This is a genomic window from Streptomyces kaniharaensis, from assembly GCF_009569385.1.
GTDB classification, from domain to species: Bacteria; Actinomycetota; Actinomycetes; order Streptomycetales; family Streptomycetaceae; genus Kitasatospora; species Kitasatospora kaniharaensis.
This window is the reverse complement of the sequence record NZ_WBOF01000003.1, coordinates 588,985-602,661: the sequence shown is the minus strand read 5'-3', so window position 1 is coordinate 602,661 and position 13,677 is coordinate 588,985. Positions and strand designations below refer to the sequence as shown.

Annotated in this window: 10 protein-coding genes; 1 reads left to right on the top strand and 9 read right to left on the bottom strand. The window is 73.1% G+C overall.

The features are described 5' to 3' along the window. Nucleotides 1–12: 12 nt before the first annotated feature. The 8 genes from F7Q99_RS33810 to F7Q99_RS33775 all read right to left on the bottom strand — a co-directional run bounded on the left by F7Q99_RS33810 (nucleotide 13) and on the right by F7Q99_RS33775 (nucleotide 10,638). Entirely contained in the window at nucleotides 13–1,701 is a 1,689-nt protein-coding gene (locus F7Q99_RS33810; RefSeq protein ID WP_153468932.1) for an enoyl-CoA hydratase-related protein, read from the bottom strand. A 238-nt stretch (nucleotides 1,702–1,939) separates the two neighbouring features. Further along, entirely contained in the window at nucleotides 1,940–3,280 is a 1,341-nt protein-coding gene (locus tag F7Q99_RS33805) for a patatin-like phospholipase family protein (RefSeq protein WP_153468929.1), read from the bottom strand. Beyond that, nucleotides 3,277–3,735: a hypothetical protein gene (locus F7Q99_RS33800; protein ID WP_195911362.1), complete on the bottom strand. Its 459-nt coding sequence runs from the start codon at nucleotides 3,733–3,735 to the stop codon at nucleotides 3,277–3,279. Before F7Q99_RS33800 ends, F7Q99_RS33805 begins: the two co-directional genes overlap by 4 nt. Next, a complete protein-coding gene (locus F7Q99_RS33795) occupies nucleotides 3,732–4,217 on the bottom strand; it encodes a hypothetical protein (protein WP_230211138.1) in 486 nt (161 codons plus the stop codon). Before F7Q99_RS33795 ends, F7Q99_RS33800 begins: the two co-directional genes overlap by 4 nt. A gap of 63 nt (nucleotides 4,218–4,280) precedes the next feature. Next, nucleotides 4,281–5,210, bottom strand: coding sequence for an acetoacetate decarboxylase family protein (locus F7Q99_RS33790; RefSeq protein WP_153468926.1), 930 nt, complete (start codon nucleotides 5,208–5,210; stop codon nucleotides 4,281–4,283). Beyond that, nucleotides 5,207–6,289, bottom strand: coding sequence for a lipase family protein (locus F7Q99_RS33785; protein WP_230211137.1), 1,083 nt, complete (start codon nucleotides 6,287–6,289; stop codon nucleotides 5,207–5,209). Before F7Q99_RS33785 ends, F7Q99_RS33790 begins: the two co-directional genes overlap by 4 nt. Further along, entirely contained in the window at nucleotides 6,286–8,157 is a 1,872-nt protein-coding gene (locus F7Q99_RS33780; RefSeq protein ID WP_153468923.1) for a hypothetical protein, read from the bottom strand. The genes F7Q99_RS33785 and F7Q99_RS33780 overlap by 4 nt, the downstream gene beginning before the upstream one ends. A 30-nt stretch (nucleotides 8,158–8,187) precedes the next feature. Next, on the bottom strand, nucleotides 8,188–10,638 hold the full coding sequence (locus F7Q99_RS33775) for a GMC oxidoreductase (protein WP_153468920.1): 2,451 nt from the start codon (nucleotides 10,636–10,638) through the stop codon (nucleotides 8,188–8,190). 441 nt (nucleotides 10,639–11,079) lie between these two features. Between F7Q99_RS33775 and F7Q99_RS33770 the strand changes: the two genes are divergently transcribed. Next, entirely contained in the window at nucleotides 11,080–11,790 is a 711-nt protein-coding gene (locus F7Q99_RS33770; protein ID WP_153468917.1) for a hypothetical protein, read from the top strand. Nucleotides 11,791–11,883: 93 nt separating this feature from the next. On the opposite strand, the gene F7Q99_RS33765 is transcribed toward F7Q99_RS33770, so the two are convergent. Then, nucleotides 11,884–13,572, bottom strand: coding sequence for a serine/threonine-protein kinase (locus F7Q99_RS33765; protein WP_153468914.1), 1,689 nt, complete (start codon nucleotides 13,570–13,572; stop codon nucleotides 11,884–11,886). Nucleotides 13,573–13,677 lie beyond the last annotated feature (105 nt).

The window sequence follows — 13,677 nt, the reverse complement described above, 5'->3', positions numbered from 1 at the left end:
GGGCCGTTCGGGTCACTTTGTCGCGACGGTCCCGGCGGGAGCGGGCCGCTTGCGGACGAACGCGGACCGCAGCGCGTGATACGGCGATTCGGGGGAGAAGAACTGGTGGCGCATCACTGCCAGCTCCTCCTCCCGGTAGGCGGCGAGGGGCTTGGCCCGCTCGTCGGCCTCGCGGGCGGCCTTCTTGGCGGCGATCCGGTCCAGCACGGTGGGCGAGGCGGCGAGCAGCCCGGCCAGGCGGGCCGCGGCCCGACCGAACTCCTGCGGCTCATAATCGAGCACCCGGTCGACGAGGCCGATCCGCTGAGCGGTCGCGGCGGAGACCGGCAGCGCCCGGTCGGTCAGCCGCTCGGCCTCTGCCACCCCCACCCGGCGCGGCAGGGTGTACGTCCAGTACTCCGAGCCGTACAGCCCCATCAGCCGGTAGTGCGGGTTGAGCACCGCGCCCTGACGGCACCACACCTCGTCCGCGGCCAGCGCAAGCATCACCCCACCGGCCGCCGCGTTCCCGCCGAGGGCCGCGACCACCAGGCGGTCCGTGGTGGTGAGCACCTCCGCGACCAGGTCGTCGATCGCGACGATGTTGGCCCAGGACTCGCGGGCCGGGTCCGCCGCGGCCTCGATCACGTTGAGATGGATGCCGTTGGAGAAGAAGTCCCGAGCGCCGCCGAGCACCAGCACCGAGGTCGGCCGACCCGCGGCGAAGCGGTACGCCGCCAGCAGCCGCCGGCAGTGGTCGGTGGACATGGCGCCACCCGGGAAGGAGAAGCGCAGGAAGCCGACCGGGCCGTCCTCGCGGTAGTGGATGTCGGACCAGGCCGGGTGGCCCTCGACGGGCATCAGCGGCGCCGCCACCTCCGGCACCCGGGGCAGCAGCCCGCCGAGCGCCGTCACCGCCGGGAGCTTGAAGGTCTCGGGGCCGCCCGGTGCCCGCCGCCGGCGCAGCTCGGGAATCCACACGGCGCCGTCCGTGGTCGCCCGGCAGACGGCCCCGGAACGGGTCGCGAGCAGTTCACCCGGACGGCCGTGCAGCTCCGGCTCCCGGTGCCCGCCGTGCAGGTACCACTCGCCGCCGGCCAGCTCGTCGAGCACCCCGGGCTGGGAGTCCGCGGCGCGGAGCCTGCGAAGCACGGCGTCGGTGGAGTCGCGGGCCCAGTCGATCCGACGCTCCTCCTGGCGCAGGTACGGCCGGCTGCGGACCGGCACCCGCCAGGTGGGGCCGTGCTGCGGCTGCGGCGTGTACGTGCCGGAGGCGAAGCGCTCCACGGCGAGCAGCGCGGCTGCCACGGCGGCGTCGGAAACCTCGTTGCGGTACACGTCGCTCTTGCCGGCCTCCGGCAGCCGGCAGGGCAGTGAGGCCCAGACCGCTCCGGCGTCCATCACCTCCTCGGCCTGCAGCACGGTCACGCCCCACTCCGTGACACCCTCCTGGATCGCCCGGTCGAGCGAGGACGGGCCGCGGTCGCCCGGCGGGCCGGGATGGACGACGAGGCAGGTGAGCGCCGACCAGACGTCCCGCGGGATCGCGGTGCGCAGCATCGGTGCCAGCACCAGGTCCGGTTCCAGCCGGCGGACCGCCACACGCAGCGCGTCGTCGTCGCCGGCCAGGTGGACGTCCACCGTGTTTCGGAGGTCGCGCAGCTCGGCGTGGAGTCGCTGGGTCAGGCTGTTGAACGCGCTGGCGAGGAGCAGGATCCGCATGGGGACCTCCGGCGGTACGGGCATCCGTGAACCCGGCGATCATCACCCCCGGTCCGCCGGGCCCGCGGCCCCGCCCGCCCCGCCGCGCCGCCCGTTCACCCGCCCAGCAGGCGCGGGCGGATGGCCGCCCTGGCACTCGGGCGGCGGGATAGGGGCAGGGGCGTCGGACCTTCGCCCAGCACCCCCGGACACCTCGCGCGCACGCGGGACTGTGCGGGACTGCGCCGGGCGGTCCTCGTTACGCTCCCCGGCCCGCCAGGGTGCGCCGTAGGCCCGTCCTGGCGAGTTCGGCGAGTGCCTCGGTGCGGCTCAGGAGGCCGTGCGCGCCGACCGGCTCCACCGACTCCAGCGAGCGGGCCGCGTCGCCCAGGCTCAGGTCGAGGCGCCCCGAGCAGCCGTCGCCCGTCGAGAAGGCCACCGTGCGGCCTTCGGAGAACAGGTCCACGGCCCGGTCGCCGCCGATCTCGCGGCGGGCGCTCACCTCCTGCCAGGTCCTGGCAGGGCGGGCCCGCGCGAGGTAGGTCAGCCCGGTGCGGTCGGCCTCGACGCGTCCGTCGGCCAGCAGCACCCGGCCGCCCCAAGGCTCGTGGTCGATGTGCCCCACCAGCCGCGCACCGGGCGAGGAGTCCCCCTCGGCGGGCAGCGGCAGTTCGACGCTCACGTCCAGGACCAGGCCGGCGCCGTCGACCTCGCCCCGCATCCGCTCCCGGAACCGCACCCCGCGCGGCGGGTCGTGCATCATCGTGCACGTCGGGTCCTTCGCCACGCCGGAGGGCTCGGCGACGTCCAGGTAGTTCCACGTGTCGCGGTAGCCCATCTCCATCAGCGTGTCGGCCGTGATCCGGCCGGTGAAGAACTCGGGGTCGAGCGGCAGCGGATAGGACGGCTTGACCACGTGCAGCACGAACGGACGGTCCGCGGTGGCGAGTTCGGCGAACAGTGCCCCGTTGGCGCTCATCTCGATCATGTGGACGTACTGCTCCAGCGGGCCGTCGCCCCAGTACCGCGAGTTCCCGATGCACCAGACCAGCCACACCTCGTGGGCGCCGCGGCGCAGCGCCTCGCCCACGTTGGCGTCCTTGACCCACACCGCGTCCGTCCAGACGTGCCCGTCGCGGCGCAGCGGCGGCATGAAGAGCGGCAGCGACATGCCCGCGGCCATCAGCTCCAGGTCGATCTCCGTGTTCGGCACCGCCACGCAGGTCTTGGTGACGAAGTCGACCATGTTGAACGTGCCCTCCACCGGAGAGGACCGGACCGCCTCGACGTCGATGCCGAGCCCCGGGAGCACCTTGTGCACCACCCCGTCGGCGCTGCCGAGGGCCGGCAGCGACCACGGCCCCTTCACGTAATCGGCCAGCGGCAGCGCCGAGTTGAAGTCGTGGACGTCGAGCGCGGACCACCGCCGGCCCATCTCCGCGGAGTCCTGCCCGGACAGCACCATGCCCGTGGTCATGATCCCGCCCGACGTGCCGTCCACGTGGTCGAAGGTCAGCCCGTACTCCCGCAGCGCCCGGACCACGCCGGTCTGCCAGGCCACCCGCATCCCGCCGCCGGCCAGTACCAGCGAACGCCTCATGTTCTCTCCTTGGTCGCGGCCGGCTCCTCCGTGGGTACGGCCGGCGCCCCGGCCCGGTGGATCAGCAGCCGCCGCCACATCAGTGCGCACAGGATGGCGGTGGCGAAGTCGAACGCGGCCACCAGCAGGGCCACCGGCCCGAAGAGGTCGCGGGCGACGGCGACGGCCACCAGCACGGAGGCGGCGAACTTCTGCAGCCCCACCCACAGCGGCAGGTAGGACGGCGGTGCCGGTGACAGCAACCCCTGCACGACCAACCCGCCGATGACGATCATGAACATCCCGACCGTCGCGAACAGGTGCCGGCCGGTCGGCGTCGACTCCGCCGACAGCACGTCCAACACGGCCCCGGGCACGACGAGTTGGACCAGCCCGGTGAGCACCGTCACCACACCGATCAGCACCAGCACCAGGCGTAGCGGATCGCCGGTGACCCGGCTCGGCAGCGGGCTCACGAGAGCGCTCCCGCCAGGTCGCCCTTCGCGGCGACGTACCAGACGATCGCCGCCCAGGTCACGGTGGAGCCGACGAACCGGATGTCGTTGAGCCGCATCCACCGGATCAGCAGGGCGGTGAGCCCGGCAGGGCCGTCGAACTGCCCGCCGCGGATCCGCTTGTTCACCGGGATGATGTTCAGCTGGCCGACCCAGGTGAGCACGGTGATGCCGGCCAGGCACACGGCCGACAGCGCGACGTACCAGCTGCCCCACTCCTGCCACACCAGCACGATCGCGGTGACGAACATGGGCGGGACGACGACGGTGAAGAACCTGGTCGCCAGGATGGTGGGCACCCCGAAGTGGGCCTGGACGTTGTCCGGGGTCAGCGACCGCCAGGTCGGGTAGAGGAAGAACCGCAGCACCCACATGGTGCCCATGTAGAGCGTCGCGCCGAACAGGAAGTACAGCGTGTTCAGCGTCAGCAGGGCCTCTTTCACGGCTGCTCTCCTTCAAGGACCTTCGACTTCACGGACCTTCGGGTTCGCGACCTCCGACGGAGTTCACGGCCGCGTGCCGACGTCGATGCGCGGCGGGCCCAGCCACTGCTGGGACAGGCCGAGGTCGATGACGCTCGTCAGCGGCTCGCCGTAGGTCAGGCCGGGTGCCTCGCTGGTGAGGAACCAGCACTCGAAGTGGTCGTCGAGCACCCCACGGGTCGACGGCAGGTAGCAGGTGAACAGCGGGTTCGGGGCGATCCCGAGGTCGTGCAGCACGGCGACCTGCGGCGCGTCGCCGATGAGCAGCCGGGCCCGGGCGCGCCTGCCGACCGCGACGTCGGCCTCGCCCTCGAAGTAGATGAACGACTTCATCAGCATGCCGCGGAACGCGCAGTAGTTCGCCGCCTTGACGCGCAGCGGCAGCGCCGTCGCCGGGGGGCGGTCGATCGAGATGAACGTCCCCAGCCGGCCGTCGACCTGGTACTCGCTGGACACCGCCGCCTCGGTGACCCGGAAGTCGAGGTTGGCCTGGTGCTTGGGCATGCCCCAGATGCCCTTGCCGCCCTTGACCGAGATCTCGCTGCTCACCGGCAGGTCCAGGACGTACTGCCCGGTGCCGAAGGCGCCCTGCAGGAGCCCCGGGACCAGCGGCGGGGCGGGCCGGCTGCCGTGGGTGCAGGCGAGCGCGATCGAGTACTCGATGTAGCAGCCGATGTCGGTGCGCACGTAGTTGACCACCGTGATCATGAGCAGTCCGCGGCCGCCGGGGAGGGCCACCGGGTGCAGTTCGCCGCCGGGCAGCAGCCGGGCGGCCGCCGCGCGGTCGACGGTGAACGCCGCCATCAGGCACGGCGTGTCCGCCGAGTTGACCGGCATCTGGAACGGGATGCCGTCGACCAGCGCGTTGCGCCCGGCGAGCCGCCGCTGCCGGCGCGGGTACGGCGACGGCACGAGCGACAACCCCAGCCGCGCGAGGGACAGGACGGGCTTCATTGCGCCAGCTCCTTCAGGATCAGCGGGTAGGTGTCGACCGCCGCGCGGCGGCCGAGGAAGACGTCGAGGTGGCCGTAGCCGGGCAGCAGATGGAGGGTGTCGCGGCCGGGGCGGTGCTGCTGCAGGAAGTCGAAGGTGCGCTGCTGGCTCTTCGCCAGGAAGCACCGGTTCTGCTCGCCGGCGAGCAGAACGATCCGCGCATCCGTCTCGGGCGCCCGGTCGGTGACGGAGCGCGGCAGGCCGGCGATGGGCTCCGTGCGCACCAGGTGGCCGGCCCGGATGCACCGGTCCATCTGCGCGAAGAATGTCATCGGGACGTCGGCGAACTCCCCGCGGATCCAGTCGTGGGTGGTCTCGTCGAGGTTCTCGTGGGACCACAGGGCCGGCCGGCCGGTGCCGTAGGTGAAACTGACCATCCGGCACACCGAGTTGCGGCACTCCGGGTGGGTGGCGCGGACGACCCCGACCAGCAGCCGGGAGAGCGGGCCCTGCGGCCGGTCGCCCCAGCCGGGCGAGATGGCCGGCAAGGCGCGGGAGATGAGCGGTGCGAGCCGGCCGATCTTGAACGCCGACCAGCCCGGGACGACCGGGTGCAGCGACACCGCGTTGCTGACCACGGTCTCGACCTCGGGGAGCAGCCCGGCCGACAGCGCCATCATGAACGAGGTCGAACCCTGGCAGTGCACGACCGCTTTGAGCCGCTGCGCGCCGGTGGCCGCCAGCACGTGGGCCACGGCGGCGGGGTGGTCGTACGCGGCGGCCTGGTCGAGTGTCCAGGGCACCGGTTCGAGGTCGATCGAGGCCCGCCAGTTGAGCAGCCAGACGTCCCAGCCGTCGTCGATCAGGGCGTCGACGAAGGTGCGCGGCAGCGGCGGGCGGAACAGCTCGGCCCGTACCCCGGCGCCGTGCGCGACCAGCACCGGTCCGCGGACGGGAGGGTGGCGCCCCTGGACGTGCACCAGGCTCAGCGGCCGGCCGTCGAGGGCGGTCAGCGGCCGGACCTCGGTGACGTGGTCGAGGCGGGTCGTCGGCCTGGTCCTCGGGCGGGTGGGCGCTGTCGACGTCCATGCGGCGGTCATGGCGGGCTCCCGTTCCGGGTGATCACGACCGGGTCCTCGAGCAGCCGTACGGCCGGCGGTTGGGCGGGCACCGGCCGCTTGCCGAGAGCCAGGTCGTCCCGCAGCTCCCAGTCCCGGCAGATGCCGTCGAGCACCAGCGGGTAGAGGGTCAGGTCGCCGTCCGGCGCGAGGTGAAGGCGGAGGAACCCCTTGTGGTCCTCGATCGACTGGCCCGACATCTGCCACTCGACGGCCGCGCCGCTGCGCGCCGACAGCACCCACAGCGCGAAGGCCTCGGAACCCAGCAGCGCGCCCACCAGGCCGGCCAGCACCAGGCAGGCCACCAGCACCGTCCACCCGGACCAGGAGTCCGGGAACGGGACGGCCACGGCGACGGCGAGGACCGCCAGCGCCACCGCGACCTGCAGCAGCACCGCGACCAGGGCCGTCGACGGCGTCGCCCGCACCCGTGGGCGGGCCAGCCGGTAGGCCCAGCGGAGCGCGAGGAGGGCCACCACGGCGGCGCAGAACCCGCCGACGAAGCCGCCGACGTCTCCGGCACCGGCGTCGCGCACGGCGTCGACGGGCCGCAGCACGCCCTGTGACAGGGCGAACAGGAAGCTCAGGAGCAGGAACAGGACGGCGTGCAGGCCACCGGTGAGCTCGGCGAACCCCGGGTTGCGGCGCGGCAGCCAGCCCGGGCACCACGGCTCGGCGAGGCCGCGCACGATCCGGCGGGACTCCGCCGGGGTGGGGTGGGTCGTCCCGGCACGTTCGAACACCACCGGCGGTTCGTCCCTCTCCCGCAGCCGCGAGCCGCCCGGCGGCAGCGGCAGCGCGGCCGGCAGCCGGTGCGTCGCCGCGAGGTACGCGCCGCCCAGGCCACAGGTCACCATCTGACGCCGCCGCGGGTCCGGGGGCAGGCCGCCGTCGGAGCCTGCCGGATCCTCGGGCAGCCGCTCGGCGTAGCGGGTGTAGTGGTGCCGGTCGCCGGTCAGCCAGAGCCGGATCGACGCGTGGGTCGGGCTGCGCTCCCCGGTCTGCGGATCGACCCGGGTGCGGACGTAGTTGCGGTCGAACCAGTGCAGCGCGTCGAAGGCGTCGGCGTCCTTGTCGGCGCTCTTCACCCAGGTCGGCTCGGCGGAGCAGACGATCACGCCGTCGCCGGGTTCGAGGTTGGCCGACAGGTGGCTGGCGAAGTAGCGCAGCTGGGGGTCGTCGAAGTACTCCCCGAGCTGGCTGTCCAGGCCGACCAGCCACCACCGCTGCGGCAGCTGCACGACGAAGTAGCTCCGGGTCTGCCGGGTCTGCCAGCCGCCGATGGGCCGCTGCTGGGCGAAGATCCGCAGGAACGCGGTGAGGCCGTCGTACCAGTCGTGGTTCCCCGGCAGTGCGACCAGCAGCGGCTGGTCGTCCGCGCTCGGCAGGGCCGCGCGGTACGGGCCGCTCATCTTGTCCTCGTAGCCGCGCGCCGACGCCACCGGGTACACCTCGTCACCGCCGAGGACGAGCAGCGAACCACGGCTCAGGCCGGGCGGCGCCTGGCCGGGCGCCTCGACGGTGAGCTTCTCCGCCGCCAGGGCCCACGCCACGGAGCTGGTCGCGTCGAAGCCGTCACCGAGGTCGGCGACGAAGTCGAACCAGAGCTCCTGAGCCTCGCTCTCCCGTGCCTCGCTCTCGTGCGCCCCGCTCCGGCGCAGCGGGGCGTGCAGCAGGCGCGACGGGAGCGCGCCCTGGATCTCCCGCTTGTCCGCGTAGCCGGCGAAGACGAGGGCCAGGACGACCTTGACGGCCGTCCGGGCCAGTTGGCTCGGTGCCAGCCACCGCGTCTGCTCCTGCGGGGTGAAGCCGATCTCCTCGGCGTGCTCGCGGAGCTCGTGCACCTTCATCGTGGCTCCTCGGTGACACCGGTTCCCCGGTCACACCGGCTGATCCGCCCGGCCGAGGTGCGGGCCGTACACGGCCCACAGCTGGCCGAGGAACAGCCGGCCGAAGTGCTCCATCGCCTGGGCGGGGTGCGGACCGGTGGTGCGGAAGGTGGTCAGCTGGTGGACGAAGTCCCGGACCAGGATGTTGACGACCCCCGCGCCGAGCAGCGGCGCGGCCTCGTCGCCGTCCGGGAGCACGTGGCCGGACAGCAGCCGGAAGTAGAGCGTCGAGGTGTCGCGCCACAGGTCGAAGCCGGGGTCGTCGTGCACGTCCTTGTGGCCGACCAGGGTCACCGGGTTGCCGCCCGGATCGCGCAGGTGCAGCCGGTACAGCATCAGCCGGCGGCCCGGGTCGCCGTCCCGGGTGAACAGGTTGAACCAGCCGTGTTCGACGGGCAGTAGGCCGCCGAGCAGGTCGCACTCGACGTGGCCGACGGCGGTGGCCGGGTGCCCCGGGTCGGCGACGAAACGGTCCACGTCGGGCGCGGTGATGGTGAGCCGGAACATCAGGCGCTGGTGCCGGGAGCGGCCGAGTGCCCGCCCCTCCTCGGGGTCCGCGGCATCGAGCGCGACGTAGCCCTTCATCTCCTCGGTGAAGGAGAGGCTGGTCGCCCGCTCGCCGTCGGTGGACGGCGTCGCCGGGCCGGCGGTTCGTACGGCCGCGGCCGGTCCGGGGGTGGTTGCCGGCACCGGTGCGGCGACCTCGACCCGAGGCGCGGAGGTGTCGGTGAGGATGTGGTCGCAGGCCCGGTCGGCGAAGGCGGCGATCGTCAGCGACGGGTTCGCTCCCACCGGCCCGGGCAGCGCCGAGCCGTCGAGCACGTACAGCCCGGGCAGGCCGAACACCTCGCCGTGGGAGTCGCAGACGCCCTCGGTGGGGTGGCGGCCCATCGGGGCGCCGCCCAGCGGGTGCACGGTGATCACCCGGTGCGCCCACCAGAGCGGGTTGTCGACGAACTCGCCACCGAGTTCCTCGGCCAGCGCGCGCATCGTCGAGCGGACGCGTTCGAAGTACCGCAGCGAGGTCTCCACCGTCCAGTCGACCTCGAGGAAGCCCCCGGCCAGGCTCATCCGGCCGTCCGGGACGTCCCGGCCCATGCCGAGCAGCGGCAGCGCCGACTCCGAGAACACGCCCGAACCGAGCAGCAGCGAGAGTTGACGGCTGAGGTGGCTCTGCCGGGTGCGGGCGAACCGGGCGCGTAGCCGGTCCACGCCGAACGCGACCGTCCGGCGGAGGTCGCCCGGGATCTGGGCCTCCTCGGCCAGCCAGTCCACGAACGCCGGGTAGCCCGCGTCCTCGACGTAGAAGCCGCGCCCCGTGGAGCCGTCCCCGTCGAGCTCGTCGCCGACCCGGACGGCGGTGGTGATGACCGGGCCGGTGCTGCTGTCCAGGCGGCGCGGGCCGCGCCCGGCGGCACCGTCGGTCGCTTCGAGCACCAGCCCCAGCAGGTCGCCGTTCCCGCTGAACCGGGTGCCCAGGGCCGGGCTGATGCCGGGCAGGCCGCCCCGGTTGCGCAGCAGGAGGTAGGTCGATCCGAAGGTGCCGGCCGCCAGGATCAGGCGCCGGCAGCCGATCCGCCGCAGCGGGAGGCGGTCGGTCGCGGTGGGATGGCCCTCGCGGGCGGGGTCGTGCACCACGTAGCGGACCTCCCAGCCGCCTCCGGGCCGGGGCGCGAAGCCGCGCACCTCGCAGCGGGTGCGCAGGTCGGCGCCGTGGTGCCGGGCGGCGGAGAGGTAGGTGTGGTCCAGGGTGTTCTTGGCCCCGAAGTTGCAGCCCACGTCGCACTCGCCGCACAGCCGGCAGGTGCTCCGGGGTAAGCCGTGGACGTTGCCGTACTCGGGCTCCGGGACGGGGGCGCCGGGGACGGGCTCCCCGCCGGGCCGGGGCGCGAAGGTGACGGCGATCGGTGGCCGCTCCGCCCGCAGGCCGAGCCGGTCCGCGGCCTCCTCCATGGCGCGGGTCTTCGCCGTGTCGCGGTACGGGTAGGGCGTGGCGCCGAGCATCCGCTCGACCCGGTCGTAGTGCGGGTCGAGGTCGGCGCGGCTGATCGGCCAGTGCTCGTAGCCGCCGCCGGGCAGCGGCGACTCCTGCACGAACCACTTCTCGTCCTTGCGCAGCAGCACGTTGGCGTAGATCAGCGAGCCGCCGCCCAGACCGCTGGAGACCACCCCTTCCAGACCGCGGAAGGACCAGACGTCGAACAGGCCGTACAGGCCCTCGCTAGGGTCCCAGAAGTTGCGGGCCATGGCGGCGGGTGAGCGTGCGAAGCCGCCCGGCGGGTACGGTCTGCCGCGCTCCAGCACGACCACGGAGCGGCCGCCCTCGGCGAGGCGGTAGGCGGCGACCGAGCCGCCGAATCCCGAGCCGACCACGACGACGTCGACGTCGGCCTCGGCGTGGTCCTGGGTCGGGGCGTGGTTGAGCAGCCGTTCGTTCGTCATCGGCGTTCCCCTTGTCGGGTCCTGAGGGGCATCGGCGCCACCGGTGTGGCGCTGGGCCGACGGTCGTTCTGTATGCGAATTGTCCGGGCCTGGCGAGCCCGCGAGCGGCGGAGCCGGTAGCGGTCGTCCGAGTCGCCCTTCCTTCCACCATGCGCCTGTTGTGCCGCGATGTCACCCGGACGGGCTAACGGTCCGCCGGGTTCGTGGACTGCGGGGCCGACGGGGCTGCGGTCGAGGCCCATAGGGCTGCGGCTGGCCTCGCGTCAATGATCCGACGGTCGTTGTGCCAGGTTTCGGACAAGGTGGCGCCCAGGGCGGAATTCCTGGAACCTCCACCGAATTTCCATGCTGCCATCACATAGGGTGACTCCCGCTCCGCCGCCGGGCGTCCGGCGGTCCGGACAGCTCTCTCATCGCCAACCCGAGTGGAGTGAACTGCACATGAATGCCCGTCAACGATGGAAGCGTGCGACGGCCGCGGTCGTCCGCAGGGGGATAGGCGCCACCGCGGCGGCGTTCGCGCTGGTCGCGGCCGTCGTCCTCGGCGGCACGGTCTCCGGCATGTCCGTGGCGGAGGCCAAGCCCTCCTGGGGCTTCTCGGGCAAGTGGGCCTGCTCCGGGCAGCCCGTCCAGGCCGGATACGTCATCACGGACTACGACAGGAAGGGCTGCGGCGGCTGGGGCTCCTGGTACCAGCAGCCGGCCAAGGACGGGATCTGGACCTGTTCCGGCTCCCCGGTGGTCGCCGGGTACGTGATCACCGACCACACGACGTACGGCTGCAATGGCATCGGCTCATGGCGTCACAGCCTCGTCCGCGACGGCATCTGGACCTGCGCCGGTTCGCCGGTCGTCCCCGGGTACGTCATCAGCAACCACCTGCGCGCAGGTTGCGGCGGCATCGGGTCCTGGCAGCACAGCCGCCCGCACGACGGGATCTGGACCTGCTCGGGCTCCCCGGTGGTCGCCGGGTACGTGATCACCGGTCACACGACCTGGGGCTGTGACGGTGCCGGCTCCTGGCGCCACAACACCGCCCGCGCCGGCCTGTGGGCCTGCCCGGGATCCCCCGTCCCGCCGGGCTTCCGCTCCACCAGCTACAACGCCGGAGTCTGCGACGGTCTCGGCGGCTGGCTCCTCGCCCGCGCCTGACGGCCCGACCGGCCGGCGCAGCGCGAGGCCGGGCTGGTGAGCTGATCCGTACGGCCGGCGCGACGGTGGATCGCGTCGCGCCGGCCGATCTGGCTACCCCTCCTTCGCCGAGGGCGGGATGAAGACCGTCAGCTTCGTCTTGTAGGTCGGCGCGGGCGGCGTCGCCTCGTCGGATTCGGCCTGGTTCTTGACGATGTGCTCGATCTTGAGCATGGCGAGGCGGCCCTTGGGGGTGAGGGTGCAGAGCACGTCGCCCTCCGCGATCGGCGACTTAGGGCCGTTGAGGTCGTCGGATGTCAGGTGGCTGGGCAGGAGCGTCGAGCCCGTCGCCGCCGCCGCGCACTCCTCGACCGTGGTGCCGGTGCTCTTGCCGAACTCGGTGTAGAACGACAGGGTGTTCCGGGTCCGGCCGATCTCCCCGGCCGTCGTGTTGTTGGGGTCGTTGAGCGCGATGCCGCCGCCTTCCAGGCTGAAGAGCACGAGCATGCTCCAGGAATGGGCGGCCTCGTTCGCCGTGGGGATACTCAACTCGAAGTCCACGGCGTTGTACGCGCCGACCTTGAAGGCGCTCGGGTCCTCGGTGGACCTGCTCTGGGCCGCCTGGTGGTCGGTTCGGTTGCGCAGCGCCCAGTACGCTCCTCCGCCCGTGAGCAGCGACAGGACCAGTGCACCGGCCAGCGCCCTGGGGGTCAGCCCCCGCTGCCTGCGGCTACGGAGGGCCAGCTGCGCCGCGCGGGCTGCCTGTATCACGTCGGCAGGGGGAGGGGAGGCCTGGGCGAACCGCGTAGCGAGCACGGTCGGGGTCGGCGGGGCAACCGGGGCCGGGGCCGGCGGCGCGGCAGCGGGCGGAGCCGCCGTCGGGATCTGCCGCGCCATGTGCTCGCGCCGCGCGACCTCCTCGCCGAGCGCCGCCGGAAGCCAGCCGGCGAAGTCGCGCAGCTGCCGCCCCGACAGCTGTCGGCACCACTCGGCCAGGGCGGCGGGCGTCGGCCGGGCGGCGGGATCGGCCGCGAGGCAGGCCTGGAGCAGCGGCCGCAGCGCCTCCGGATAGCCCGAGAGGTCGGCCGGCTGCTGCGCGGTGTTGGCGATCTGCGCCGCGATGGACAGGCCGCTCCCGTCGCCGTACGGGTGGCGGCCGGTGGCCACAACGGCGGCGATCAGGCCGAGGGCGAAGACGTCGGTGGCCGGGGTGACGCGCTGGCCGAGGGCGTGCTCCGGCGACATGTACTGCGGGGTGCCGATGAACCCGCCGGTGCGGGTGAGCTGGGTGGTGTCGGTGGCGCGCGCGATGCCGAAGTCGATGACCCACGGGCCCTGGGAGCCGAGCAGGATGTTGCTGGGTTTGAGGTCGCGGTGGATGACCGACGCGGCGTGCACGATGTCCAGTGCGTGGGCGGTGCAGCCGATCAGCTGGAACGCCGTCGGCAGTGGCAGCGGGCCGAAGAACGCCAGTGCGTCGTCGAGGGCGAGGCCGGGCACGTACGTCGTGGCGACCCAGGGTTCGTCCCCGCTCAGGTCGTGGTCGACGACGGGCACGATGTGGTAGCCGGAGACCCTGCGGGCGGCCTGGACCTCCGCCTCGAAGCGGGCACGGAAGTCCGGGTCCTGGGCGTACTCCCGCCGGATCAGCTTGAGCGCGACGGGCTGCCCGCCCCGGGAGTGGGTCAGGTAGACCGCTCCCATGCCGCCCTCGCCGATCTTGGCGACCAGCCGGTAGCCGGCGACCTCACTCGGATCGCCCGCCCCTAGCGGCTTCACGACGGACTGATTGACGTGCGGCATCGCGCTTCTCCCCGTTCGACGCCCGGAACCGGCCAGATGCTACCGCGCGTGCTCGGGGTGGGTGCGTTGCGGAGACCGCATGGAGCTCAGGATCGAGGCCACCGA

Coding starts and splice junctions, on each gene's coding strand:
- F7Q99_RS33810 (WP_153468932.1), bottom strand. CDS start 1,701: ATGCGGATCCTGCTCCTCGCCAGCGCGTTCAACAGCCTGACCCAGCGA.
- F7Q99_RS33785 (WP_230211137.1), bottom strand. CDS start 6,289: ATGACCGCCGCATGGACGTCGACAGCGCCCACCCGCCCGAGGACCAGG.
- F7Q99_RS33765 (WP_153468914.1), bottom strand. CDS start 13,572: ATGCCGCACGTCAATCAGTCCGTCGTGAAGCCGCTAGGGGCGGGCGAT.
- F7Q99_RS33790 (WP_153468926.1), bottom strand. CDS start 5,210: ATGAAGCCCGTCCTGTCCCTCGCGCGGCTGGGGTTGTCGCTCGTGCCG.
- F7Q99_RS33770 (WP_153468917.1), top strand. CDS start 11,080: ATGAATGCCCGTCAACGATGGAAGCGTGCGACGGCCGCGGTCGTCCGC.
- F7Q99_RS33775 (WP_153468920.1), bottom strand. CDS start 10,638: ATGACGAACGAACGGCTGCTCAACCACGCCCCGACCCAGGACCACGCC.
- F7Q99_RS33805 (WP_153468929.1), bottom strand. CDS start 3,280: ATGAGGCGTTCGCTGGTACTGGCCGGCGGCGGGATGCGGGTGGCCTGG.
- F7Q99_RS33780 (WP_153468923.1), bottom strand. CDS start 8,157: ATGAAGGTGCACGAGCTCCGCGAGCACGCCGAGGAGATCGGCTTCACC.